The sequence below is a fragment of the Streptomyces sp. NBC_01352 genome (assembly GCF_036237295.1).
Lineage (GTDB): Bacteria > Actinomycetota > Actinomycetes > Streptomycetales > Streptomycetaceae > Streptomyces > Streptomyces plumbiresistens.
In genome coordinates, this window is the sequence record NZ_CP108354.1 from 1,742,209 (window position 1) to 1,767,594 (window position 25,386).

The following is a 25,386-nucleotide window of genomic DNA, read 5'->3' on the forward strand; positions in this document are numbered from 1 at the left end:
AATACCTCGAGGGGGTGTGGTGCGGTGCTGCGGACGTACGGCTCAGACGGTCGCCGTGGTGGCGGGCTCGGTGACGGTCGCGGTGGAGAGCTCCACCTCGCGCAGCAGTTCGGCGGCGACGGACTCGGCACGCTTGCCGGTCGGGGAGAGCGCGACGTACGCGGACGTGAGGAAGAGGAACGAGCCGAGCACGACGGCGAGCGGGAAGAGGAACTCGGTGGCCGTGGCCCCGGACAGTTCCGCGCTGCTGGGCGTGAGGCTGACCCCGACGGCGTACATGGCGGTGTAGTGCATGCTGCTGACCGCCAGCCCCATGACGAGCGCGGCGACGGCGGCGAGGACGGGACCGCGCACGATGAGGGTGAGGGTGAGCGCGGCGGTCGCGGCGACGACGGCGATCACGACGGAGACGGCGACGAGGAGCGGGTCGTAGTCGACGGTGCCGTGCAGGTTGAGGGCGGCCATGCCGGTGTAGTGCATGGCCGCGACGCCCAGTCCGGTGCCGAGCCCGCCGAGCGCCACCGATACGACGCGCGAGCGCCCGTACCCGGCGGTGAAGACGCCCGCGCTCACCACGGCGATGGCGATGACGAGGCTGAGGACGGTGAGCGGGACGTCGTAGCGGATGGGCGTGCCCTCGACGCCGAAGCCCATCATCGCGACGAAGTGCATGGTCCAGATGCCGGAGCCGATCGCGAACGAGGCCAGCGTCAGCCAGTTCCGTTTCGAGGCGCCGTCGGCCTCCAGGGCCCGGACGGTGCACCGCAGTCCGAGCGCCGAGCCGACACAGGCCATGGCGTAGGAGAGGACGGGTGTGACCCATCCGGCGCTGAAGTGGTCCATGTGCCCCACGAGGAAACCCCTCTCGCCCGCCGGGCGGAGAGCTCAGCGCGCACGTAGGTACCGCCGGTAACAGGGGCTCGGAGGAACGAGATCGCGCCACTGCCTGCCGGAGGTCGGTGAGGGTTAAAGTACTGCGGTGTGGGTTACGGACCCGTTTGCACGCAAGTGCTTCACATACCCCTTACGGGGCCTGTACGTTCGCCGCCGACACGGCTCGCCCGCGCCACAGGCCACGGGAACGGCCGCAGATCCGGGCGGAAAGACGTCCAGGACGGCAGCGCTCCGTACACCCCGAGCATGGCCGAAAATTGACCAACGAGTGGTCATCCAGACCCGGTTGGCCGCGACGACCGTCCGCCGCGGCGCGTCACCGGGCCACCGCCAGGCAGTAGTCCTCGTCGGTGGCCAGGAGGTTGCGATGGGTGTCCTCGGCCGTGATGACGCCGTCGTCCAGGACGAGGACACGGTCGGCGGCGTCCAGGAGGGCCGGGCTGCTGGCGATCACGATGGTGGTGCGGCCCCGGCGCAGCTCGGCGAGGTTGCGCGCGATGAGCTGTTCGGTGACCGCGTCGACGGCTGTCGTCGGATCGTGCAGGACGAGGACGTCGGTGTCTGCGGCGAGGGCGCGGGCCAGGGACAGGCGCTGGCGCTGCCCGCCGGAAAGGTTCGCGCCCCGGTCGCGGACGGCGTAGTCGAGACCTTCGCGGCGGAGGGCGACGACGTCCGTCAGCATGGAGGCCTCGACGGCCTCCGGGACCGTCCGGCTGGTGCCCGACGGGTCGATGTTCGTGCGGAGAGTACCGGCGAAGATCTCCCCGTCGTACGGGTTCACCAGCATGTGCTCGCGGACCGCCTCGACCGACAGGTCCGCCAGCTCCTGCCCGCTGACCCGCACCACTCCCTCGTACGCCCCGGGCGGGACGTTCACGGCCAGGATGGACGCCAGGTCGGCCGCCGCACGCGGCTGATAGACGGCGATGGCCACGAACTCACCGGCGGTCACGTGGAACTTCAGTTCCCGCAGGGACCCGTACCGGATGCCGTCGATCTCGAGGTCTCCGCCCGCGGCCGGACGCTCCGGGCCCGGGGTCGTCACCGGCGGCGCGGCCAGCACCAGCGCCATCCGCTCGGCCGACGCGCGCGCCATCATCACGTACTTGGGCATGTCCGAGAACAGCTTGAGCGGCTCCATGATGAACTGCGCCAGCCCCACGGCCATGACGAGCTCCCCGATGGTGATCCGGCCCTCGAACGCCAGCCAGCCCGCCGTCAGGGTCACGGCGGCGGCGAGGACCGCGTTGAGGGCCAGCGCGGTGCCCGCGTACACGCCGTTCACCCGGGCGACGGTGATCGCCTGGTGCTTCGCCTCCGTGCTGACCTTCCGGTAGGACCGGAACGCCGCGTGGTTGCCGCCGAAGCCGTGCAACGGACGCAGGCCGATGATCAGGTCCGCGACCTTCGCGCCGGCCCGCGCCACCCGGGCCTGCTGTTCCTGGGTACTGGCGCCGATCCGCTTGGACATCACGCTCAGGATCGACAGGATCGCGACGGTTCCCACGATCACCAGCAGGCCGAGCCGGATGTCGGCCAGGCCCAGCGCGACGGCCGCGACCAGCACCGCGACCAGCGAGCTGATCAGCAGCGGCACCACCTCGATGATGTCGGCGGTCTGGTCGGCGTCCTCGGTGGCGATGGTCAGCACCTCACCGGACTTGAGGTCGACGTCCCGGGCCACCGGCTGCAGTCCGCAGGCCGCGACCCGCACCCGCCAGCGGTGCGCCTCGGTCGTGTTGGCCTTCTGCAGGACGCGCATCCCGAACCGCCACGACAGCGACACGGTCGTGATGATCACGGCCAGCGCGCCGATCGACAGGCCGAGCGAACCGAGGTTCCGGTCCCCCTTCATCGTGTGTTCGACGATCAGGCCGAGCGCGATGGGGAAGGCGGTCTCCCCGGCCTGGTACAGGCCCATGAGGACGGTGCCCCAGACCATGGCGCCGACGTTGCGACGCAGTGCGGTCCGGATGATGTCGGCCCCCGGGCGGGGCCGCTGCGTGTCAGGAGTTGTCATCGAGGTGGTCATCGAGGTGGCGGGCAATCGCTTCCGGGGTTCGCAGGGTGAACAGGTCACGGATGGTGATCACTGGACCGTACTCCCGGCGGAGCAGCCCGATCAGCCGCACCGCCAGCATGGAGTGCCCTCCGAGGGACACGAAGTCGCTCACCGCGCTCACCTCGTCGTCGTCCAGGTCCAGTGCCTCGGCGAAGAACTCGCACACCGTGGTCTCGGTCTCGGTCTCGGGGCCGCGCTCCTGCGCCGTGGTCAGCGCGCCCAGCGGCTTGGCCTCCGGCAACGCCTTCGTGTCAGCCTTCCCGTTCACCGTCAGCGGGATGCCGTCGACCTGGGCGTAGTGCGTCGGGCGCAGGAAGTCCGGCAGCCCGGTGCCCACTTCGGCGGCGACCGCCGCCAGGTCGGCGGAGCCGTCGAGCACGAGGTAGGCGGCCAGCCGGTAGGCCCCGTCGACCTGCGGGTCGGGCTGGGCGACCGCGGCGACGAACCGCACCGCCGGATGCGCCGCGAACGAGGCCTCCACCTCGCCGAGTTCGACCCGGTGACCCCGGATCTTGACCTGCTGGTCGGTGCGGCCCAGGTACATCAGGTTGCCGTCGGGCCGCCGGATCACCAGGTCCCCGGTGCGATACATGCGCTCGCCGGGTGCGCCGAACGGGCAGGCGACGAAGCGGTGCGCGGTCTGGGCGGGCTGCCCGAGGTAGCCGCGCGCGATGCCGATGCCCGACACGTACAGCTCGCCCGGAACCCCGTCCGGCAGGGGCCGCAGCCACGGATCCAGTACATACACGTCCGTGTTGTCGATCGCCACCCCCACCACCGGGTCCTGGCACTCGAAGGTGCCGACGCCGAGGGTGTTGATGGTGTACTCGGTGGGTCCGTACAGGTTGTAGCCGACCGTCCCCTCGGTCTCGGCGAGCCGCTGCCACAACGTCGGGGTGACGGCCTCGCCGCCCAGCAGCACCAGTGCGGGGCGCCGTGCCGGGTTGTCCAACAGCCCTTCGGCGACCAGCTGTTGCGCGTAGGTCGGGGTCACGTTGATGACGTCGATCCCGTGCTCCAGGCAGTACTCGACCAACCGGGGCGCGTCACGCCGCAGTTCCTCGTCGCAGATGTGCACCTCGTGGCCGTCGGCGAGCCACAGCAGCTCCTCCCACGACATGTCGAACGCGAACGACACGGTGTGCGCGATCCGGAAGACCCGATGCTCGTGCTCCGCCAACACCGGCTCGAAGATGCGACGCTGATGGTTGATCAGCATGTTGGTGAGCCCGGCGTACTCGGTCACCACTCCCTTGGGCTTGCCGGTCGATCCGGAGGTGTAGATCGTGTAGGCGGGGTGCCGCAGGCGGTCCGGGTCGTCCGGCGCGAACGTCCCGAACGGGTCGGCCTCCGGCAGGGGGCGGTCCAGCTCGATGAGGTCGCCGGTCAATCGGGGCGACACGGCGCTCACGGTGAGGATCACCTCCGGGCGGGCGTCCGCGACGATCGCGGCGATCCGCTCGTCCGGGTGGTCCAGCTCCAGCGGCACGTACGCGGCACCGACGCGCAGCACGGCGAACAGCGCCACGATCGAGTCGAGGGAGCGGGGGATCGCGAGACCCACGGTCGTCTCGGGGCCGATGCCGCGCCGGGCGAGCACACCCGCCACCGCACGGCTGCGGTCCCGTAGCCCCGCGAAGGTCATGGTCGAGCCCTGGGCGACGAGCGCCACCCGCTGCGGGTCGCGGTCCGCCGCCCGGTCGAACCGGTCGACGACGGTGTCCGTGCCGACGTCCGTCCGCGCCTCCTGCGAAGGCTGCGCTCCCACCCCCCGCAACGCACCGACCGGCCCGGTCGACCTGGCGAGGTCCTCGAGTACGCGCAGATAGTCGTCGAGGAGACGACCGGCACCCGCGGTGTCGTCGTCGCGGTACTCCAGCTTCACCGTGAGCCGGTCGCCGGGCGTCACGACCCACGTGAACGGATAGTGGGTGGAGTCATCGGCCTTCACCGAGGTGATGCCGTGCCGGGCGTTCATCTCGGCGAAGGCGTCCATGTCCAGGAAGTTCTGGAGCACGAACAGGTTGTCGAACAGGGTGTCGTGACCGCTGGCCCGCTGGATCTCGCCGAGCCCCAGGTGCTCGTGCTCCATCGCCTCGACCCTGGCCGCCTGTACGGCCGTCAGGTACGCGCGGACCGTGTCGCCCGGCCGTGCCCGCGTCCACATGGGCACGGTGTTGAGCAGCACGCCGACGATGTCGCCCAGTCCCTCGCCCTCCCGGCCGGAGACGGTCACGCCGAACACGGCGTCGCTGCGGCCCGTGTGCGCGCCGAGCAGGAGACCGAACGCGCCGGTCAGCACGGAGTTCAGCGTGACGCCGTGCGCTTTGGCCGCTTCCCGCAGCAGGTCCGACTGTTCGGCGGACAGGGTGTGTACGAGCGCGCGCGGCAGGTCGTCCGGAAGGGACGGCGCCGGTCCGGCGAGCAGCGTCGGGCCGGGGAGGCCGGCCAGGTGCTCCGCCCAGAAGCGTTCCGATACGACGGGGTCCTTGGCGTCGAGCGCCCGGGCGTAGTCCTCGAAGCTCGGCGTGGCCGGTGCCGCTGCCGCTGCCGGCGACTCGCCCGCGAGGACGGCCTGATAGGCGTCGAACAGGTCCCGCAGCACGATCTCGCGGGACCAGCCGTCCCACAGCAGCAGGTGGTAGCTCAGCAGCAGACCGTCACGGTCGTCGGGCAGCCGCACCACGGTCAGCCGGATCAGCGGCGGCTCACCGGGGTCGAATCCGGTGTCGCGGTCCCGGGCGCGCAGGGCGTCGACCTCCGCCTCCGTCGCCAACTCGACCGTGCGGACGGCGACCTGCCGCCCCGCGCCGAGGACCTGGACCGGGTTCCCGTCGTCGTCGGTGGTGAAGCCGGCGCCGACGACCGGGTGCCGCGCGATCACGTACGCCATCGCCTCGGCCAGTGCGTCGGTGTCCAGGCGCCGGTCGAAGGTGAACCAGCTCTGCGCGACGTAGTGTCCGGCCGTGCCGGCCATCTGGGCCTGGAAGAACAGGCCCCGCTGGAGCGGGGTGACCGGTGCCGTGCGCTCGGCCGTCGCGGAGACGTCCGCGATGTGCTCCAGTGCGCCGCGCCAGTGCTCGGTGATCTCGTCGGGGATGCCCTCGGCGAGCGTGAAGGCCGCGTGCAGGCTTCCGGTGGCCGCGTCGGTCCACGCGTTGACCTCGACGGCGTACGGGCTGCGGCTGCCCTGGTCGCCGCCGGTGATGTGCAGCGCCTGGGACTCGCTGCCCCGGCCGAGGTAGTTGAACAGCACCTGCGGGCGGGCGTTCAGCAGCGGGGCGGTCTGCGGGTTGAGATACCTGAGCCGGCCGTAGGCGACGTGCCCGCACTCGTCCGGCTGGCGTTCGGCGACCTCGCGCGCGGCGGCGACGGGGTCGGTGTGCGCGGTGAGCCGTACGGGCGCGATGGAGGTGAACCAGCCGACCGTGCGGGTGTAGTCGTGGTCTTCGAGGACCGGGACCCGGCCGTGCCGCTCCAGCTCGATGGCGAGATCGCCGGGTGAGGGCTGGATGTGGGTCAGCGCGGTGCGCAGCGCGCCGCACAGCAGCTCGGTGAGACCGACGCCGAGTGCGGCGGGCGCGGTACGCGTCAGGCGGTCGCTCGCTTCGGGGGCGAGTACGACCGTGGTCTCGCGCAGCCCCTCGACCGAGGGGAGCAGCGCGGGTGCCTGGAGGGTGGTGACCCAGTGGCCGAGATCGTCGATGGCCTCCGCGGACCGGAGCGTCAGCGCTTCGGCGTACTCGGCGTACGACGTGGTCGGCGGCGCCAGGGTCTCCCCGCGCAGTACGGCGGCCAGGTCGTCCAGCAGGACCAGCCAGGACACCGAGTCGACGGCGAGGTGGTGCACGGTGACCACCAGGGTCCGGCTCGCCTCCAGCCACGAGAACGCGATGACGTCCCCGGACTCGGGGTCGAGGCGCCCGGCGGCCTCGTTCGCCGCCGTTGCCGCATCGGTCGTGTCCGGTCGTACGACGGTGACCTCGCGGACGGGTTCGGTGCGCAGTGCCCACACCCCGTGCTCGACGCGCAGCCGCAACCGGAGGGCCGGGTGCGCGGCGGCTACGGTGTTCGCGGCGCGTTCGGCGTCGGCGAACCCGGTGCCCTCGGGGGCCACCAGCGTCCTGGCCTGGGCGAACCGGGCGAGCGATCCGCCCAGTTCCCGCTGGCGCAGGATGATCGGCGTCGGCGTCAGCGGGCCGTCCTCGCGGCGGGCGGCTGCGGACGCGGAGGCCTGCGGGGTGCTCGTTCCGAGGTGCTCGGCGAGCGCGCGCGGTGTCCTGAGCAGGAACACGTCCCGTGGCGCGATCGGCAGGCCGAGCGCCCTGGCCCGGTTGATCACGGTGATGGCGACGATGCTGTCGCCTCCGGCGCGGAAGAAGTCGGTGTCGGCGTCCACGGCGGTGCCGGGCAGTGTGTCGGTGAAGATGTCGATCAGTGTGGCGAGCACGGAGTCGGTCGCGGCCACCGGGGCGTCGTCCTGTGCGGCCCGCTCGATCAGCGCCTTGCGATCCAGCTTGCCGTTGACCGTCAGCGGCAGGGCGTCGACCCGCAGCACCCGGCCCGGCACCATGTGTACGGGCAACTTCATGGACAGCGACTCGACGAAGTCACCAGGCACCCGGCCCACGACGTGCGCGACGAGGTGGTCGCCGCTGTCCGCGACGGTGACGGCCACGTCGACCACACCGTCGAGTTCCCTGATCGCGCCCTCCACCTCGCCCAACTCGATCCGGAAGCCCTTGAGTTGGACCTGGTCGTCGGCACGTCCCGCGAACTCCAGCTCGCCGTCGAGCGTGCGGCGGGCGAGGTCGCCCGTGTGGTACATGCGGGAGCCGTCGCCCGCGAACGGGTTCGCCACGAACCGTCCCGCGGTGAGCCCCGGCCTGCCCAGGTAGCCCAGCGACACCTGGTCGCCGGCGACGTAGATGGCGCCCACCCGGCCCGGTGGCACCGGGCGGAGCCGGTCGTCGAGCAGGTAGGTGGCCAGGCCGGGTATGGGGCCGCCGATCGGACTGACGTCGTCGCCGAGCCCGAAGTCCTCGTCCGTCAGCACCCGGTGGGTGACGTGGACGGTGGTCTCGGTGATGCCGTACATGTTGACCAGCTCGGGCGAGCCGGTGCCGTGCCGCTCGACCCAGCCGCGCAGCCGTCCCAGATCCAGCGCCTCGCCGCCGAAGATGATGCGGCGCAGTGACGTGACCGGCTCGTCGGCATGCCGGTCGGCCTCGACGAACTGGTAGAACGCCGACGGTGTCTGGTTGAGCACGGTGACTCCGCGTTCGCGGACCAGCCGGTGGAAGTCGACCGGGGAGCGGGTCAGCCCGTACTCCGGCACCAGCAGCTCACCGCCGTGCGCCAGTGCGCCCCACAGCTCCCAGACCGCGAAGTCGAAGGAGAAGGAGTGGAACTGGACCCACACGTCGTGTGGGCCGAAGTCCATGTCGGGCCGGGTGTTCGCGAGCAGGCTCACCACGCTGGAGTGCGGGACGACGACGCCCTTGGGCCGGCCGGTCGATCCGGAGGTGTAGATCACGTACGCGGCGTCGTGCCAACTGACCTGGGGCTCCGGGGCATCGGTGGCGGCCGGCGACAGCTCGTCTCCCTGCACGAGCACCCGCGCCGACACGCCCGCCCGGTCCAGCAGTGCCGTGAAGCGGTCCCGCTGCTCACGGTCCACGAGGACGACCTGCGGGGCGGCGTCGGCGAGGATGTACTCCAGCCGTTCGTCCGGGTACGCCAGGTCCAGCGGTACGTACGCGCCGCCCGCGCTGACGATCGCGACCAGGGCGACGACCTGCTCGACGGAGCGCGGGACGACGACGGCGACCCGCTTGCCCGGCCCGACCCCGGCCGCGCGCAGGGCCGACGCCAACTCGTTCTTCGTGTCGGCCAGTTCGCCGTACGTCAGGGACCGGGTACCGCCGTCGAGGGCGCACTGGGTGACGGCGGTGGCGGCCGGGTCGCGGTGCGCGGCGGCGTCGAACAGGCCGCCCAAGGTCGTCGGTGTGATCCGCGCGGGACGCCGCTCGTCCTCCCGCGCCAGGTCGTCGACCAGGGCATCCGGCCGGGTGAGCAGGCCGGTGAGGGTGCGGGTGAACGTACGCAGGATCGCCTCGGCACTCGCCTCCCGCAGCAGCTCGCCGTCGTAGATCAGGTTGAAGCGCGGACGCCCGTCGAGCGCGCGCTCCACCACCAGCGTCAACGGGTAGTGCGGAGCACCCTCGTTGACGATGTCGGTGATGACCAGCTCATGGTCGGGCCCCCGCAGACCCTCCACGTCGGTGGCTACGTCGAACACCACCAGGGTGTCGAAGAGGGAGCCGGCGCCGGCCTGGCGGCCGATCCTCGCCAGGGAGACGTGCTGGTGCGGCAGCACCGCGCTCTGGTGTTCCCGCACGGAGGCGAGCAGGTCACGGGACGTGGTCGTGCCGGCCCACCGAGCGCGCACGGGGATCGTGTTGATGAACAGACCCACCATGTTCTCGATGCCGGGGACATCGGCGTCGCGCCCGGACACGGTGGAGCCGAACACCACGTCCGTGCCGTGCAGGAGGCCGCCCAGCGTCACCGCCCAGGCGCTGTGCACGGCCACGCTCAGCGGCACGCCGGCCGTCCGGACGGCCGCGTCGATGTCGTCCTCCGGCTCCACGGCGGTGTCGTCGAACCGGTCGGACGGGGTGTGCCCCTCGGCCACCAGCGAGGGGCCGGGCAGCTCCGCGAGCTGCTCGCGCCAGACGCGGTCGCTCTCGTCGTCGCGTTCGGCGAGCCAGCGCACGTAGTCGGGGAAGCCGCCGAGCGGGTAGAGGGTGCCCGGCGCGTGGTACTCGGCCAGCAGCGCGCGGAGCATCGGCGGCACCGACCAGCCGTCGGCGATGATGTGGTGCACGGTCTGCACCAGGACGTTCCGCCCCGAGCCCGCGCGGATGAGTGTGTACCGCATCAGCGGGCCGGTGGCCAGGTCGAACCCGGCGCGGCGGTCGTGCTCGGCGAGCTCGCGTATCTCGTCGTCGGTGATGCCGGGGCGGTCCAGCGTGCTGAAGGGCGCTTGCACGCCGCTCTCCAGGACGGAGACCACACGGCCGTCGGCGAGGGCCACGAACCGCGCGGCCAGGTTCGGGTACAGCGTGAGCAACCGGGTGGCCGCCGCCGCGAGCCGGCCGGCGTCCACCTCGCCGTCGAGCGTGAGCAGTTGCTGCTCGACGTAGGCGCCCGCCGAGTCGTCGTCGAAGACCGAGTGGAAGTACAGGCCCTCCTGCAACGGCGTCAACGGCAGGATGTCGCGCAGCGCCGGGCCGTCCAGTGCGTCGACGTCGGCCTGCGTGAGCGGCACCAGGCCGAAGTCGCTGGGAGTGTGGCCGCCCTGGTCGAGCGCGGCCAGCCCGGCCAGGGCCACTCGGAAGTACTCGCCGAGCGTCGCGATGTCCTCGTCGGTGAACATCCCGTCGGGCCAGGAGATAGCGGTGACCAGCTCGAACTCGCCGCCGGTCGAGGCGGGTTCGGCGATCGCGTTGAACTCCAGGGCGCGCGGCAGGCGCATCCTCGGGTCGCGCCTCTCGCCCAACTGGCCAGTCGTGCCCGCGAGTTGCCAGTCCCCGGACGCGCCCGCGTCGAAGCGGCCCAGGTAGTTGAACAGCACCTGCGGCGCGGGCGCGTCGAACTCGACCTGGGTCAGGTAGCGCAGAGCACCGTAGGAGACGCCGTTGTCCGGCACCCGGGCGAGGTCCTCCTTGACCGCCTTGAGCGCGGCGGCCAGGTACTCGGGCGCGGTGAAGTCCGTCGCCGCGCCGGGGTCCACGGTCACCGGGAACAGGGTGGTGAACCAGCCCACGGTCCGCGACAGCTCCGGTTCGAAGCCGGCACTGCCCGCCACGAACTGTCCCTCGCGGCCGTGGCCTTCGAGTTCGATGTGCGCGAACGTCTGCTCCTGCCCGAGGTCACGGCGCCACCGGGCGAGGGTGACGGCGAGCGCGGTCAGCAGGACGTCGTTGACGCCCGCGTGGAACTTCGCGGGAATCTCGCCCAGCAGGGCGGCCGTGACCTCGGGGCCGACCGAGACGGTCCGCACCCGCTCCCCCGCGACGGTGTCGGCTTCGGACAGCGCGCGCCTGCCCACCGGCCCGTCCGCTCCCGGCAGGGGGCGCCAGAAGTAGGAACTGTCCGCGTCGAACGCGGCCCGCTCCAGCAGCTGCGTCCAGCGCCGGAACGACGTGCCTACCGCAGGCAGCTCGATCGGCGCTCCCGAAGTGAACTGCCGCCACGCCGTGGCCAGATCCTCCATCAGGACCCGCCAGGACACGCCGTCGATCACCACGTGATGGGCGACGAGGACCAGCTGTCGTGCCTCGCGGCGCCAGACGGCACGCAGCATCACGCCGCCCGCCGGGTCCAGTCCCTCGGTGGCGAGCGCGATGCACTCGTCGAGCGGCCGGTCGCTCTCACTCCATGCCCCTGCGGCCCGGTCCGCCTCCGGGATGTCGAAGCTCCAGCGGTCACCGCGCACCAGCTTGGCGCGCAGCATGTCGTGCCGCCCGACCACGGCGCCGAGGATCTCGTCGAGGGCCTCGGCGGTCAGGTCCGCCGGGGTGTTCAGCACCACCGACTGCACGAACCCGTCGATGGCGTCCGTGGTCTCGCCGAGCCACTGCACGATGGGCGATCCCACGACGGAGCCGGTCGCGACATCGCCGTGGTCCACGGTGGAGACGTCCTCACGGCTCGCCACCGCCGCCAGCGCCCCCGCCGTGCTGTGGGCGAAGATCTGCCGTGCCGTGACATGGAGACCCGCGTCGCGCAGCGCGCTCAGCAGGGAGATCGCCAGGATGCTGTCTCCGCCGAGCTGGAAGAAGTCCTGGTCGACGCCGACCTCGTCCAGCCGCAGCACCGCGGCGACCGCCGCGCACACCGCTCGCTCGTTGTCGGTGGTGGGCGGTATGAGGGAGCCCGTCGCGATCGTGGGTTCCGGCAGCGCGTTCCGGTCGAGCTTGCCGTTCGCGGTGAGCGGGAACTCCCGCATCACGACGATGTGGGCGGGCACCATGTACTCGACCATGTGCAGGGTGGCCCAGGCCTTGACCTCGTCCGCCCGCAGGTCCTCGTTCCCGGCGGCCGGGATCACGTATCCCACCAGGTAGGTGCCGCCGGCCGCGTTCTTCTTCGCGACGACGCAGGTGTGCCGTACGCCCGGGTGCTCGGCGAGACCGACCTCGACGTCCTCGATCTCCAGCCGCATACCGCGGATCTTGATCTGGTTGTCGGCGCGGCCGAGGAAGTCCAGGGACCCGTCCGGGGCGAACCGTGCGAGGTCGCCGGTCCGGTACAGCCGGGACCCGTCGTCGGCGAAGGGGTTCGCCACGAACCGGGAGGCCGTCAGGCCGGGCGCGTTGACGTACCCGCGCCCGAGGAGGAATCCGCCCACGTACAGCTCCCCGCCGACGCCGACCGGGACCGGGCGCAACTCGTCGTCCAGCACGTACAGTTGCGTGTTGGGGTTGGCCTTGCCGATCGACGTCGACAGGCGTTCCGCCGCGCCCCGGTAGATGACGTGCGAGACACCGATCGTCGTCTCGGCCGGGCCGTAGCCGTGGTACATGGGGATGTCGAGCCGGGTGCGGAACCGCTCGTACAGCTCCGGGGTCAGTACCTCGCCGCCACACCAGACGTGGCGCAGGCTGTCCAACTGCCCGGAGTCGCCCTCGATCTCAAGGAGCACGTCCAGCATGGACGACACCAAGTAGGTGAAGGTGACGCGGTGTTCGGCGATGACGCTCAGCAGGTGGTGCGGGTCGCGTTCGCCGCCGGGCCGCAGGACCACCAGTCTGCCGCCGGACACCAGCGGCAGGAAGATCTCGTTGATGGAGATGTCGAAGGACAGCGGTGCCTTGAAGAGCGAGGCGTCGTCGTGGCCGAAGCGCAGGATCTCGTCGACCTGCCACAGCAGGCGCTCGCTGATCGCTTCGTGGCGGATCATCGCGCCCTTGGGTCGCCCGGTCGAACCGGACGTGAAGATGACGTAGGCCAGGGCCGCGCCGGGGACGGTGATCCCGGTCCCCTCGGTGGGGCAGGAACCGAACCGCCAGTCGCCGAGGTCGACGGCCACGGCTTCCGGTTCACTCGGGTCGTGCTCGCCCGAGTCGTTGAGCTGTACGACGACCCGGGCGTCGTCGATGACGACGGCCCGGCGCGCGGCGGGCCACTGCGGGTCGAGCGGCACGAACGCGCACCCCGCCTGGAGCACGCCGAGCAGCCCGATCACCATGTCGGCGGAGCGGCCCAGGGAGATGCCGACGACCTGTTCGGCGGTGAGCCCGCGTTCGATCAGGTGGTGGGCCAACTGGCTGGACAGCTCGGCTGCCTGACGGTACGTCAGCGAGCGGTGCTCGTCGATGACGGCGACGGCGTCCGGCCTGGTCCGCGCCTGCTCGCGGAACATCTCCACGATGGTCGGGCGGACCCGGTCGGCCTCGGTGTCGTTCCACTCGGCCAGCGCTTCGAGCCTCGCCGCCACTCCGGACGGGCTGATGGTGCCGATGGGCCGGTCGGGGAAGTCGGCCAGGTCGTCAAGGGCGAGCTGCGCGTCACCCACCGCAACGCCTTCCGGGACGGCGATGCTCCGGCCGTCCGCGCCGATCTCCCAACCGGCCGGTCCGGTCCCGCCGTTGTCGACCCACCCGAGAACATCGGCGAACAGCGTGCCCGGGGCGAGGTCGATACCGTCGGGGCTGTGGCCCGTCGCCCAGTACGACAGCCCGATGGCACACGCTTCGGCGATGGTCCGGTCGGAATGGTCGCCGGTCCGCCGGCGCACGTCGGCCAGGCGTGCGGGAGACAGCAGTACGTGACGAGCGCTCGGTTCCATCATCGAAGACTCAACGCCCTTTCCAGGTGCGAAAGTTAGCCTAGCCTAACTTAGGATTACCTAACTACCTTCTCGCCAAGCCCGCCACAGTCGCGCGTACCGGCCGCCCAGAGCGACCAATTCCTCGTGCGTCCCCTGCTCCACGACGCGTCCCGCGTCCAGCACGGCGATCCGGTCCGCCGCCATCGCCTGGGTCAGCCGGTGCGCCACGAACAGCGTGGTCCGGCCCGCGCACGCGGCCAGCACGGCCCGCTCCAGCTCGGCGGCGCCCTCGCTGCCCGCCTCCGCGGTCGACTCGTCGAGCACCACCACCGGCGCCCGGCTCAACACCAGCCGGGCCAGGGCGATCTTGGCGACCTTGGTGACGTCCAGGCGCTCGCCGCCCTCGCCGACCAGGGTGTCCAGCCCGTCGGGCAGCGCGTCGACCCAGCCGTCGGCGCCGACCGTGCGCAACGCGTCCATCAGCTCGGCGTCGGTCGCCTCCGGCGCGGCCAGCCGCAGGTCGTCGGCGAGCGAACCGGAGAACACGTGCGTCTCCTGCGTCAGGATGCTCACCAGGGCCCGCGCCCCGGCCTCGTCCAGACCGGCGAGATCAGTCGGACCGACACGCACCGACCCGGCCTGCGGGGTCCCGATGCCCGCGATCAGCGCGGCCAGGGTCGTCTTGCCCGCACCCGTCGCCCCCACCAGCGCGAGCGAACCCCCGGCCGGAATCGTCAGGTTGACATCCCTGAGGACCGGCTCCTCGGCGTCGGGATAACTGAACGTCAGCCCCTCCACCGTCACGGGGTACGCCCCGGCGTCCGCCGGCGCGACGGAGGTGTCGCCCACCAGCCGTTCCTCCGCGGACTCCCCGAGCACCCCGACCAGCCGGGTCAGGCTCGCGCCCGACTTCTGCGCCTCGTCGAAGGTGAACATGATGGCGCCCAGCGGCGTGAACAGCCGGTGGAACAGCAGCGGGGCCGCCGACACCTCGCCCAGGCTGGCGGCGTCGGCCTCCAACAGGGCGTAGCCCACCACGAGAATCAGGACAAGGCCGATGAACTCGGCACGGTTCTCCCGGCCGACGAACCGGCCGAAGAACCGGAACACCTCGATGCCGAGATCGCGCACCCGCCACGACTCGCTGGTGACCTTCTCGCGGAAGGCACCTTCGAGGCGGTACGCCCGGACCGTGTCGATCCCGTTCAGACCGCTCATCAGCGCCTGCGCACGGTCGGCCTGGGCCACCCGCTGCTTCCGGTAGAGCGGGGCGGACCGGGGCAGATACCAGCGCAGGGCCAGTGCGTACGCGGGCAGCGCGCCGGCGCCCGCCAGGCCGAGCCGCCAGTCGAGGCCGAACATGCCGGCCGTGGCGATGACGACCAGCACGCCCGCCGAGAAAACCGTGGGGACGGCCGTGCGGATGCCCTTGGAGATCACCGCCACGTCGTCACCGACCCTGGACAGCACGTCCCCGCGGCCGACCTGCTCTATCCGTGCGCTCGGCATCCCCAGCACCGCCCGGACGGCGCCTTCGCGCAACCGCGCGAGCAGATCCGCGCCCAGCCGTCCGATGAGGTAGGTCGACACCGCGGTGGCCGCCGCGCCGAGCAGCGCGGCGGCCACCATCAACACCCCGATCCTGACCAGGATCGAGCGCGACTCACCCTCGACGACCCCGTCGACCACCCGGCCGAGGAGGAGCACCGGGAGTACCTGGAGCGCCGCCCCGGCCACCGTGGTGAGCACGGTGGCGACCGTCAGCCAGGGCACCTCGCGGCAGTGCACCGCGACCCATCGGGTGGCCTCGCGTCCGGTCGCCGTGCGCAGGGTCGCCGGGGCGACGCGCGTGTCGGTGATGCTCACTACCTACTCGGCCGACTTGACGAGCTCGTCGATCGCGTACGGCATCGACAGCAGGGTGCCCTGGGAAATGGCCGCGCCGACCGCCGGACCCTCGCTGTCCAGCAGGTACGACACGTTGCCCTTCTTCACGGCGTCCAGGTTCGCGAACAGCTTGAACTTCTTCAGCGCCTCCGTGTCCGCCTTGTCGTTGATGACGAAGATGTGGTCGACGTCGATCAGGTCGATGCGCTCAGGAGAGAGCTGGGTGTAGAAGCTGCCGTCCGCGATCTTGTCGATCTCGGTCTGGTACTTGAAGCCGATGCCCGTCACCAGCCGTCCGCGCACGTCGGTGGAGGTGAACGGCGCCACGGAGTCCTCGTACCAGGACAACGCGACGGCGGTCTGGCTCGCGAACGCGGGGTGCGCCTTCTTGGCGGCGTCGAGCCGGCCCTGGATGTCCTCGACCATCTTCTCGCCCTCCTCGGCCTTGCCGAGCGCCTTGGCGATGTGCAGCGCGTTGTCCTGCCAGGGCGCGCTGAACGGCTCCTTCTCGGCCTTGGTGCGGCCCACCGTCGGGGCGATCTTGGAGAGCTTGTCGTAGGCGGCCTGGTCGATCTCGGAGTAGACCGCGATGATCAGGTCCGGTCGCAGGGCGGCGATCTTCTCGTAGTTGGGACCGGAGTCACCGTTCTTCATGATGACCTCGGGCTGGGTGCTGCCCCACTTGTCCTTCACCCACGGCCACTGGGTGTTGATGTCGGGGGTCTTGCCCGGCGGGTTCGGGTACTGGTCGACCATGCCGACCGGCTTGATGCCGAAGGCCAGGATGGTCTGGTCGTCCGTGTAGCCGACGGAGACGACCCGCTGGGGGGCCTTGGTGACCTCCGTGGACCCGAACGCGTGCTCCACGGTGACCGGGAACGCGCCGGCGGCGGCAGCCGGGGTGGTCTCGCTCGCCTTGTCCTCCGAGTCCGACGAGTCGGAACCGCATCCCGCGAGGAGGCCGACGCCGAGTGCCGCGACGGACAGAACCGCCGCCAGTCGCCGTCGGGATCTCTTGAACGTCGATCGATGGAGGAGCATCCCAAGTCCCTTGCTTTCGCGCTGTCCAGTGCGCCCCCGTCTAAAGGGCAGGCAAACCTTACCTTGGACAAGTGAGGTTAGCCTAGCCTAACTTCTGTAACTTTATGGGGAACTAGTCGAGTTGGACGTGTGTGCGACCGATCGGGACGATGAGCGGCCGGTTGCCCACCGGGTCGTCGATCACTTTGGCGCGCAGTCCGAACGCCTCGTGCAGCAGTTCGGCGGTGATCACGTCCCGCGGGTGGCCCTGCGCCAGGATCGACCCCTCCCGCATCACGATGAGGTTGTCGCTGTAGCGCGTGGCCAGGTTGAGGTCGTGCAGCACCATGACCACCGTGCACCCCGACTCGTGCAGGTCGTCCACCAGATCGAGCACGTCGACCGCGTGCGCCAGGTCCAGGTAGGTGGTCGGCTCGTCGAGGAGCAGCAGGTCGGTTCCCTGAGCCAGGGTCATGGATATCCAGACGCGCTGGCGCTGTCCGCCGGACAGGGAGTCGACCGGACGGTCGGCGAGGTCGGACACCCCGGTCATCGCCAACGCGCGCTCCACGACGGCCACATCGTCGGACGACCACTGCCGCAGCCAGCTCTGGTGCGGATGGCGGCCCCTGGCGACCAGGTCCGACACCGTCAGCCCCTCCGGCGCGACCGGCGCCTGCGGCAGCAGGCCCAGCTTCTTCGCCACGTCCCTGGTCTTGAGCTTGACGATGTCGTCGCCGTCCAGCACGACCGTCCCCTTGGTCGGCTTGAGCAGCCGCGACAGGGTCCGCAACAGGGTCGACTTCCCGCAGCCGTTGGGGCCGATGATCGTGGTGATCACCCCTGGCGGGATCTCCACGTCCAGATCGTCGATGACGATCCGGGCGCCGTACCCGACCGTCACCCCTCTGGCTGCCAGCCGCGCGGCGTCGACGACCCCGGACTCGGTCTCGGTGATGTACTGAGCGCCCACGAGGCCCCCCTGTTTAGGTATGCCTAACTTTTGTACCATCTATCGGCGGTTCGCCCGCACCAGCAGATAGACGAGGAAGGGGCCGCCGATCGCGGCGGTGACCACGCCGACCGGAAGACTGATCGGCAGCGCGGTGCGCGCGACCAGGTCCGCGCCGATCAGCAGCAGCGCTCCCACCAGCCCGGAGGCCACCATCGGCGGCGTCGGGTACCTGGCCAGACGCATCGCCACCTGTGGTGCCACCAGCGCGACGAACGGGACCGGGCCCGCCGCGCTCACCGCCACGCCGGCCAGCAGGACCGCGCACAGCAGCAGGATCGCCCGCACCATCGAGTACCGGACGCCCAGGCCGGCCGCGACCTCGTCGCCGAAGTGCATCGGCTTGAACTGGAACGCGACACAGGCCACGACGGCCAGGAGGGCCAGCGTGCCCCACAGCGCGATCCAGACCTCGTTCCAGGACCGGTTGTCCAGCGAGCCGACCAGCCACGCCTGGGCCCGGGCCACGTCCCTGATGTCGGCCGTGACCAGCAGCCAGGTCGTGATCGCCTCCATCACGGCGCTCACCGAGATGCCGATGAGGATGAGCCGGAAGCCGTCGATCCCGCGCCGCCAGGCCAGGAAGTACACCAGCAGACCCGTGCCGAGACCGCCGGCCAGCGCGGCCGCGGACAGGCCCACGGAGTCGATGATCGCCGCGGAGGCTCCGCCGGACACCGTCACCAGGAACACCGAGACCGCGCTGGCACCCCCGGTGATCCCCAGGATGTCCGGGCTGGCCAGCGGATTGCGCGCGATGGACTGCGTAATCGCCCCGGACACGCCCAGCGCGATGCCGACGACGAGCCCGGCCAGGGCACGCGGCATCCGCAGGTCCATGATCACGAACTCGTCGACCTGCTCGCCCCGGCCGAGGATCGTGGCGATCACCCGGGACAGGCCGATGGGGAAGTCCCCGACGCCGATGGACAGGCAGAAGAGCAGGAAGGTGGCCGTCGCCAACAACAGCGTGACGAGCGCCATCCAGGGCCGCCATACGAACGACACCCGGCCGAACCGCACGCCCGGCGCCACCGACGGCTTCGCGTCTGTCGGCTTCACGTCTGTCGGCTTCACGCCTGTCCCGTTCATGCGCTCCTGAACTTTCCGCGCCACACCAGACCCGCGAAGAACGGGGCGCCGAGCAGAGCGACGACGACACCCGCGTCCAACTCGCCCGGCCGCACCACCAGTCGCCCCACGATGTCGCAGACCAGCAGGACGACGGCGCCGAGCAGACCCGCGTACGGCACCAGCCAGCGATAGTCCGGCCCGGTCAGATACCGGGCCACGTGGGCCACCATGAGCCCGAGAAACGCGATGGGGCCGCAGGCCGCCGTCGCCGCGCCGGCGAGCAGGGTGATGGCGAGGATGCCGATGATCCGGCTCCGCGCGATGTTCAGTCCCAGCCCCCGCGCCACGTCGTCGCCCAGGTTGAGCAGGTTGATGGCGGGCAGCGTGGCCAGCGCCAGCACCAGCCCGACCGCGATGAACGCGGTCACCGGCCAGATGACGTCGAATCCGACACCGGCCACGGAGCCCGCGTTCCAGAACCGCAGCGCGTTCAGCGACGCCTGGTTCGACAGCGCGACCGCCGTGGTCATCGCCATGAGGAAGACCGTGATCCCCTGCCCGGCCAGTGCGAGCGCCAAGGGGTTGCCGGCTCCCCGGCCGATGCTCGCGAGACCGAACACGACGACACCGGCGAGTGCCGCCCCCAGGAAGGCGAACCAGACGTACTGGAAGGGGTTGGAGAACCCGAACACGGCGATCACCGACACCACGGCGAACGAGGCGCCCGTGTTCACCCCCAACAGGCCCGTGTCGGCGATCGGGTTGCGGGTGTACCCCTGGATCAGCGCCCCGGCGACCCCCAGGGCGACCCCCGCCACGATTCCGAGCACCGTCCGCGGCACCCGGACGGTCTGCACGATGAGTCTGATCTCGGTGAGCCGCTGGTCGGAGTCCGGCGCCGCGAACAGCCCATGCCACACCTCGGCGGGACTCAACGCGCGCGCACCGACGGCCAACGACACCGCGCCCGTGACCACGAGGATCACCACCAGCGTGCCCAAACCCACAACCCGCCGCCGACGGGCCTCTGTTGTGCCCCTGGGCGCGGGGCGCTCAACTGCAGTCGTGCCCATGTCGACGTACGTTATCCCTTTGATCAGCTCGGTACGCATGGCCGGTCGGGCACGGCACGCTCAGGAAGCGGTGTGCCGCAGGTTCCTTTCCCGGGGTCCCACACAGGTGCCGCGCCTGCCGGGTGCGGTTCCACCAGGCGGGGCGCGGCGGTGTGGGGGCTGGACGGGTGGGCGGACTAGCGGGCGGTGCTGGCGATGCCGTCGGCTACCGGACGGGCCTCGTCGGAGGCCGACTTGACGCCCCGGTCGAGGAGCGAGTCCAGGATCTCGCCGACCCTGATCGCGGTGTTGGACAACAGAGACGACGTGATGCCGTGGGTGTGCTCCGTGCCGCCCTGCAGGTAGATGCCGCAGTGCAGGTCCGGGTCCGTGGCGATGCGGTAGTCCCGCTCGACGCGGACGCGGCCCTCCTCGTCACGGAGGCAGCGGTCCGCGACCTCACCGAGGAGACCGATGGGGTCGGCGGGGCTGTACCCGGTGGCGAAGACCACGATGTCCGCGTCCATGGAGCTTTCCTCGCCGGTGACGAGGGACTTCACGGTGGCGCTGACCTTGTCCGGTGTCTCCTTGACGCCGGTGAGCCGGGAGACGTTGACGAAGCGCAGCCGCTCGGTGCCGAGGACCTTCTCCTGGTACATCTGCCGGTACAGGTCGTCGATGAGGTCGATGTCCACCACGGAGTAGTTGGTGTTGCCGTGGTAGTCCATCAGCCGGCGTTTGACGTCGTCCGGTGCCGCGTAGTACTCGTCGACCGCCGCCGGGTCGAAGATCCGGTTGGCGAAGCTGCTGTCGTCGGCGGGGCTGTAGCCGTAGCGCGAGAAGACCGCGCAGACCTCGGCCTGGGGGAAGCGGCGGTGCAGGTAGGCGACGTTCTCGGCGGCGCTCTGTCCGGCGCCCACGACGATGAACCGGGAGGGCGAGGTGTCCTCCAACTCGTCGACCTTCGCCAGCAGTTCGGAGTTGTGCCAGACGCGGTCGCCGCGCTCCACGCCCTCCGGCATGAGAGGACGCAGCCCGGTACCGATGACGAGGTTGCGGGCCCGGTGCACCGCGAGCCCCTCCCCCGACCGGACCGTCACTTCCAGGTGCTCCACGGCTCCGTCCCGGACGACGGGCGCGACGCCGACGACCTCATGGCCGTAGGAGACCATGCCGTCGACCTTGGCCGCGGCCCACTCGAAGTAGTCGTGGAACTCCACCCGCAGGGGGAAGAGGTTCTTGTGGTTGATGAAGTCGATCAGCCGGTCCTTGCTCTTCAGGTAGCAGAGGAAGCTGAACTCGCTGGTCGGGTTCCGGAGCGTCACCAGGTCCTTGAGGAAGGACACCTGCATGGTCGCGTCGTCGATCAGCATGCCGCGGTGCCATCCGAAGCACGGCTGCTGCTCGAAGAAGTGAGCGGTGATCGCCTCCTGCCCGCCGACGCGTGCGTTGTGCTCACTGAGTGCGATCGCCATGGCCACATTGGACGGTCCGAAGCCGATGCCAATGAGGTCGTGGACCGGTGATGCGTCATCAGGAAGAACCTGTGACATGTCACTCCCATCGTGCGGGGCAGTTGCCTGTCAGGCGTGGGGAAAGTACGACAGGTGGGCACACCGACGGAGCGGCCCGCCGGGAACTTAGGTGAGCCTAAGCTAATCCTGTGGAGCTGTCGATAGGGCGAAACGGACAACCCGTCGGCGACGCCTGTCAACTAGGGCCCCGTTTGCACCCGTTGTAAACTAAGGTAAGCCTTGCTTTACTGTCCTCTGGTCATTCCCTGCCTTGAGGAGGAACCCCATGCGGGTCGCCATGTTCGGTTACCAGACCTGGGGGCACCGCACCCTGCAAGCCCTTCTCGACTCCGACCACGACGTGGTTCTGGTCGTGACGCACCCCAAGAGCGAGCACGCGTACGAGAAGATCTGGAGCGACTCCGTCGCCGACCTCGCCGAAGAGCACGGCGTCCCGGTGCTGATCCGCAACCGCCCTGACGACGACGAGCTGTTCGAGCGCCTCAAGGAGGCCGCCCCGGACATCATCGTGGCGAACAACTGGCGGACGTGGATCCCCCCGCGCATCTTCGACCTGCCACCCCGCGGCACGCTGAACGTGCACGACTCGCTGCTGCCGAAGTACGCCGGTTTCTCCCCGCTGATCTGGGCCCTGATCAACGGCGAGCCCGAAGTGGGCGTCACCGCGCACATGATGAACGACGAACTCGACGCCGGTGACATCGTCCGCCAGGAAGCGGTTCCGGTCGGACCGACGGACACCACCACCGACCTCTTCCACAAGACCGTCGACCTCATCGCCCCGGTCACCATCGGCGCGCTCGACCTCATCGCCACCGGGCAGACGGAGTTCACCAAGCAGGACCGGTCCCAGGCCAGCTTCTTCCACAAGCGGTCCACCGAGGACATCCGTATGAACTGGGACTGGCCCGCCGAGGACCTCGAACGCCTCGTCCGCGCACAGTCCGAGCCGTACCCCAGCGCCTTCACCTTCCACAAGGGCAAGCGCCTCGAGGTCCTCGCCGCCGTGGTGTCCGAGGGCCGTTACGGCGGCACACCCGGCCGCATCTTCTATCGCGAGGGCGACGGTGTGGCCATCGTCGCCGGAGCGGACGCCCGTACCGGCCGCAACCGCGGCCTGGCCATCACCCGCGTACGGACCGAAGACGGACGGGAGTTGGGTGCGACCGAGTACTTCACCTCCATGGGCGGATACCTGACCAGTCGTCCCTGACCACCGGGGAACGGTCCCGCGCGGACCGTTCGGTGTTCACAGGCGTCGACCCCACCACGGTCCCGGGGGCCGGCAGACCGCCGCCGCGCGGATCCCAGTCCGCGCGGCGGCGCACCCCGCCTAAGGTGAAGCCGTGATCACGTCGGCCTCCACGCTGCTCCCGGTGAACCCGGCTCTGGGCATCGCGCTCGCGGTACTGCTCGTGGCGGCGGCCGCGGTGGCGGCACTGGCCAGGCTGGGACACACCCGCGCGATCGTCACCGCCGGGCTTCGGGCGGCGGTGCAGTTGGCCGCGGTGGCCGTCGTCATCAGGTGGGCGCTCGACTCGCGTCTGCTGCTCTTCGTCTTCATCGCGGGGATGTTCGGTGTGGCGACGTGGACGGCCGGCCGCCGCATCACCGACAACCGCACCTGGTGGTGGTCCGCCGTTCCGATCGGCGGCGCCGCGTTCCCGGTCGTCGTCCTGCTCGTGGCCATCGGGGTGCTCCCGGTCAAAGGCATCGCCCTCATCCCCGTCACCGGCATCCTCATCGGCGGCGCGCTGACCGCGACGGTGCTCGCCGGCCGGCGTGCGCTGGAGGAGCTGGAGACGCGCCACGGAGAGGTCGAGGCCGCGCTGTCCATCGGGCTCCTGGACCGGGAGGCCCGGCTGGAGATCGCCCGGACCTCGGCCGCCGGAGCGCTGATCCCGGCCCTCGACCAGACCAGAACGGTCGGACTGGTCACCCTCCCCGGCGCGTTCATCGGCATGCTGCTCGGCGGCGCGTCACCCCTGCTGGCCGGAGCGGTCCAGCTGTTCGTGCTGATCGCCCTGCTGGCGGTGGAGGCCGTCGCGGTCGCCGTCGTACTGGAGTTGATCGCCCGCAACAAGATCAGCAGACGGTCACGCGGCACATGACCCACCTGACGGCCTGTCCCCCGAGTCGTCACTTCCTGCTGGGGAGCTCACCGCCGCGATCGGCGTCGTGCTGGGCGAGGAGATAGAGAAGTCCCGATACGGTCAGCCCCGAGTCGGCGGGATGACGCAGGATCGTCCCCTCTTCGATGCGATACATGTTGGACCGCCCCTGACGCGTGCGGCTGATATAGCCGTCCGTCTCCAGATCGGAAACGATCTTCTGGACGGCTCGCTCGGTCAGCCGGCATCGCGCGGCGATATCGCGGATGCGCGTGGTGGGATCGTCAGCGATCGCGGCCAGCACGCGAGCGTGATTGGTCAGGAAAGTCCACCCCATGTGCCGTTCAGGTACATCACCCATGCCTACAGAGTAGGAGCCACGATTCGCGCGTTCAAAAGCCTGAATGAGATTTCCTGAATCTCTTGACGTACGAGATTCGCCGGGCTCACGCTGGATCGCAGGACGCACGTCGCCTCGGGGAGTGGCCACGATGTCTGAACGTACGCTTCCTTCGCAGCTCACAGCCGAAGACGAGACCGCCTCCGCGGACACCTGCCCGGTGAGCGGTCACCAGCAGCCCACGCTGGGTATCGAAACGCGGCCCGAGGGCGACCGGACGGCCGTGGTGGTGACCGGCGAGATCGACATCGCCGGCGTGCAGGAACTCGGCGATGCCCTGTTCGGGGCCCTCCGCCGATCGGTCCACGGAATCGATCTCGACCTGAGCGGCGTCGATTTCTGTGATTGCTCCGGCCTCAATGTCCTGGTGCGTGTGCGTCGGCACGCCCGGGAGAGTGGCAAGGACCTGGCCGTTCGGGCCACCAGTGCCGCGGTGCGCAGACTCCTCGCGGGCACCGGAACCCTGTCGCTCTTCGCTGTGTCCGGTGCGCGGGCGGCACGCCCGGAGACCGAGCCGGAGCTGCGTGCCGAGATCATGCACCTGGAGCGGGCAATGCAGACCCGGCCTGTCATCGACCTGGCCCGCGGAGTGCTGATGGCCTCCTTCGGACTGAGCGCCGAGGAGGCCTGGACGGTTCTGGTCGAGGCCTCTCAGAACACCAACACCAAGCTGCGTGAGGTGGCCCACGACCTGGTCGACGCCGTCAACGGAGAGGGACTGCCGGAACCGGTCCGGCAGCAGGTGGCCGCGACGGTGACCCGACTGCGTACGTCACCAGCGGCCGCCGGCGACAAGGAGGCGTGAGCAGCACAGACACACCGGACCAGCCCTCAGGCAGCGGCCCTCAGCGCTTCCTGCCCCACCACGTCGCCCGGCTTCGACGGCAGGGCCACCGGCTCCGGGGTCCGGCGTGCACGCAGGACGAGGCCCGCGCCGATCGTGCCGGCGATGAGCAGGCCGCCGGTCACCAGAGCGCCGCGTGCTCCGGCCGTTTCCATGAGCAGGCCCAGCGCCGGAGGCCCGCCGAGACCCCACACGGTGCCGATGCTGCTCCACACCCCGAGCACCCGTCCCCGCAGGTGAGCGGGCGGATCGGTCTGCAGTACGGCGGTTCCGGCGGTGTCGCAGACGGACTCCACCACGGCCATGGGCAGGACGAGCACCAGCAGCACGGCCAGCGACGGCGACAAGCCCGCCGCCACCTGCAGCAGCCCACCCGCGGCGGCCAGTGTGCCCACGAGCCGGACCGAGGGCCTGCGCAGCCGGGCACCGAGGACCGCCCCGAGGATGCCGCCGACGGCGAGGACGGTGGAGACCGTGCCGAACGCGCCGGCGCCGCCCGCGAGCGGCCCGGTGACCAGCACGGCGAGGGTGAGTCCGTAGTTGCGTCCGAAGACCGCGCTGATGCCGGTGACGCAGGCGAGCGCGAGCAGGCGGGGCCGACGCGCGAAGAAGGCCAGCCCCTCTCGGACGGACATGTCGTCACGCTTGTCGCGCG

Annotated in this window: 13 protein-coding genes and 1 pseudogene; 3 read left to right on the forward strand and 11 right to left on the reverse strand. The window is 70.5% G+C overall.

Annotation, left to right across the window (positions count from 1 at the left end; all coding sequences use genetic code 11):
• Nucleotides 1-42 precede the first annotated feature (42 nt).
• From OG252_RS08390 to OG252_RS08430, 9 genes are all read right to left on the reverse strand, one after another.
• The gene (locus tag OG252_RS08390; RefSeq protein WP_266450903.1) at nucleotides 43-852 is read right to left on the reverse strand and encodes an MHYT domain-containing protein; all 810 of its coding nucleotides are present in this window, start codon (nucleotides 850-852) and stop codon (nucleotides 43-45) included.
• A gap of 358 nt (nucleotides 853-1,210) precedes the next feature.
• Nucleotides 1,211-2,914, reverse strand: a complete 1,704-nt coding sequence (locus tag OG252_RS08395) for an ABC transporter ATP-binding protein (RefSeq protein ID WP_329334901.1) — start codon at nucleotides 2,912-2,914, stop codon at nucleotides 1,211-1,213.
• Nucleotides 2,901-13,817: a non-ribosomal peptide synthetase gene (locus tag OG252_RS08400; RefSeq protein WP_329334903.1), complete on the reverse strand. Its 10,917-nt coding sequence runs from the start codon at nucleotides 13,815-13,817 to the stop codon at nucleotides 2,901-2,903. Before OG252_RS08400 ends, OG252_RS08395 begins: the two co-directional genes overlap by 14 nt.
• Before the next feature lie 57 nt (nucleotides 13,818-13,874).
• Nucleotides 13,875-15,662, reverse strand: coding sequence for an ABC transporter ATP-binding protein (locus OG252_RS08405; protein WP_329334905.1), 1,788 nt, complete (start codon nucleotides 15,660-15,662; stop codon nucleotides 13,875-13,877).
• Between the two features lie 3 nt (nucleotides 15,663-15,665).
• Nucleotides 15,666-16,724 carry an ABC transporter substrate-binding protein gene (locus OG252_RS08410; RefSeq protein ID WP_329334907.1) on the reverse strand — a complete coding sequence of 353 codons (1,059 nt, stop codon included), beginning with the start codon at nucleotides 16,722-16,724 and terminating at the stop codon, nucleotides 15,666-15,668.
• Between the two features lie 112 nt (nucleotides 16,725-16,836).
• Nucleotides 16,837-17,676 carry an ABC transporter ATP-binding protein gene (locus OG252_RS08415; RefSeq protein ID WP_266450898.1) on the reverse strand — a complete coding sequence of 280 codons (840 nt, stop codon included), beginning with the start codon at nucleotides 17,674-17,676 and terminating at the stop codon, nucleotides 16,837-16,839.
• Nucleotides 17,677-17,715: 39 nt separating this feature from the next.
• Nucleotides 17,716-18,807, reverse strand: a complete 1,092-nt coding sequence (locus tag OG252_RS08420; RefSeq protein WP_329334909.1) for a FecCD family ABC transporter permease — start codon at nucleotides 18,805-18,807, stop codon at nucleotides 17,716-17,718.
• Nucleotides 18,804-19,862, reverse strand: coding sequence for a FecCD family ABC transporter permease (locus tag OG252_RS08425; RefSeq protein WP_329334911.1), 1,059 nt, complete (start codon nucleotides 19,860-19,862; stop codon nucleotides 18,804-18,806). The genes OG252_RS08420 and OG252_RS08425 overlap by 4 nt, the downstream gene beginning before the upstream one ends.
• A gap of 176 nt (nucleotides 19,863-20,038) precedes the next feature.
• A complete protein-coding gene (locus tag OG252_RS08430; protein ID WP_266450895.1) occupies nucleotides 20,039-21,394 on the reverse strand; it encodes a lysine N(6)-hydroxylase/L-ornithine N(5)-oxygenase family protein in 1,356 nt (451 codons plus the stop codon).
• A 247-nt stretch (nucleotides 21,395-21,641) separates the two neighbouring features.
• Here OG252_RS08430 and OG252_RS08435 point away from each other — a divergent pair, with 247 nt between their 5' ends.
• Together OG252_RS08435 and OG252_RS08440 are read left to right on the forward strand one after the other, a co-directional pair.
• Nucleotides 21,642-22,589 carry a methionyl-tRNA formyltransferase gene (locus OG252_RS08435; RefSeq protein WP_329334914.1) on the forward strand — a complete coding sequence of 316 codons (948 nt, stop codon included), beginning with the start codon at nucleotides 21,642-21,644 and terminating at the stop codon, nucleotides 22,587-22,589.
• Between the two features lie 133 nt (nucleotides 22,590-22,722).
• Nucleotides 22,723-23,487 carry an ABC transporter permease gene (locus tag OG252_RS08440; protein ID WP_266450893.1) on the forward strand — a complete coding sequence of 255 codons (765 nt, stop codon included), beginning with the start codon at nucleotides 22,723-22,725 and terminating at the stop codon, nucleotides 23,485-23,487.
• A 28-nt stretch (nucleotides 23,488-23,515) separates the two neighbouring features.
• Here the strand turns inward: OG252_RS08440 and OG252_RS08445 are convergent, their stop codons facing one another.
• The gene (locus OG252_RS08445; protein WP_266450891.1) at nucleotides 23,516-23,848 is read right to left on the reverse strand and encodes a helix-turn-helix transcriptional regulator; all 333 of its coding nucleotides are present in this window, start codon (nucleotides 23,846-23,848) and stop codon (nucleotides 23,516-23,518) included.
• Between the two features lie 130 nt (nucleotides 23,849-23,978).
• Between OG252_RS08445 and OG252_RS08450 the strand changes: the two genes are divergently transcribed.
• A complete protein-coding gene (locus OG252_RS08450) occupies nucleotides 23,979-24,692 on the forward strand; it encodes an anti-sigma factor antagonist (RefSeq protein ID WP_329334917.1) in 714 nt (237 codons plus the stop codon).
• Nucleotides 24,693-24,718: 26 nt separating this feature from the next.
• Here the strand turns inward: OG252_RS08450 and OG252_RS08455 are convergent.
• Nucleotides 24,719-25,372: pseudogene (locus tag OG252_RS08455) on the reverse strand (MFS transporter); the annotation flags it as partial.
• Between the last annotated feature and the right edge of the window lie 14 nt (nucleotides 25,373-25,386).

What these genes read in the sequence shown, in the direction of transcription:
- OG252_RS08395 (WP_329334901.1), bottom strand. Translation starts at nt 2,914, where the DNA reads ATGACAACTCCTGACACGCAGCGGCCCCGCCCGGGGGCCGACATCATC.
- OG252_RS08400 (WP_329334903.1), bottom strand. Translation starts at nt 13,817, where the DNA reads ATGATGGAACCGAGCGCTCGTCACGTACTGCTGTCTCCCGCACGCCTG.
- OG252_RS08410 (WP_329334907.1), bottom strand. Translation starts at nt 16,724, where the DNA reads ATGCTCCTCCATCGATCGACGTTCAAGAGATCCCGACGGCGACTGGCG.
- OG252_RS08420 (WP_329334909.1), bottom strand. Translation starts at nt 18,807, where the DNA reads ATGAACGGGACAGGCGTGAAGCCGACAGACGTGAAGCCGACAGACGCG.
- OG252_RS08425 (WP_329334911.1), bottom strand. Translation starts at nt 19,862, where the DNA reads ATGGGCACGACTGCAGTTGAGCGCCCCGCGCCCAGGGGCACAACAGAG.
- OG252_RS08430 (WP_266450895.1), bottom strand. Translation starts at nt 21,394, where the DNA reads ATGTCACAGGTTCTTCCTGATGACGCATCACCGGTCCACGACCTCATT.
- OG252_RS08435 (WP_329334914.1), top strand. Translation starts at nt 21,642, where the DNA reads ATGCGGGTCGCCATGTTCGGTTACCAGACCTGGGGGCACCGCACCCTG.
- OG252_RS08445 (WP_266450891.1), bottom strand. Translation starts at nt 23,848, where the DNA reads ATGGGTGATGTACCTGAACGGCACATGGGGTGGACTTTCCTGACCAAT.
- OG252_RS08450 (WP_329334917.1), top strand. Translation starts at nt 23,979, where the DNA reads ATGTCTGAACGTACGCTTCCTTCGCAGCTCACAGCCGAAGACGAGACC.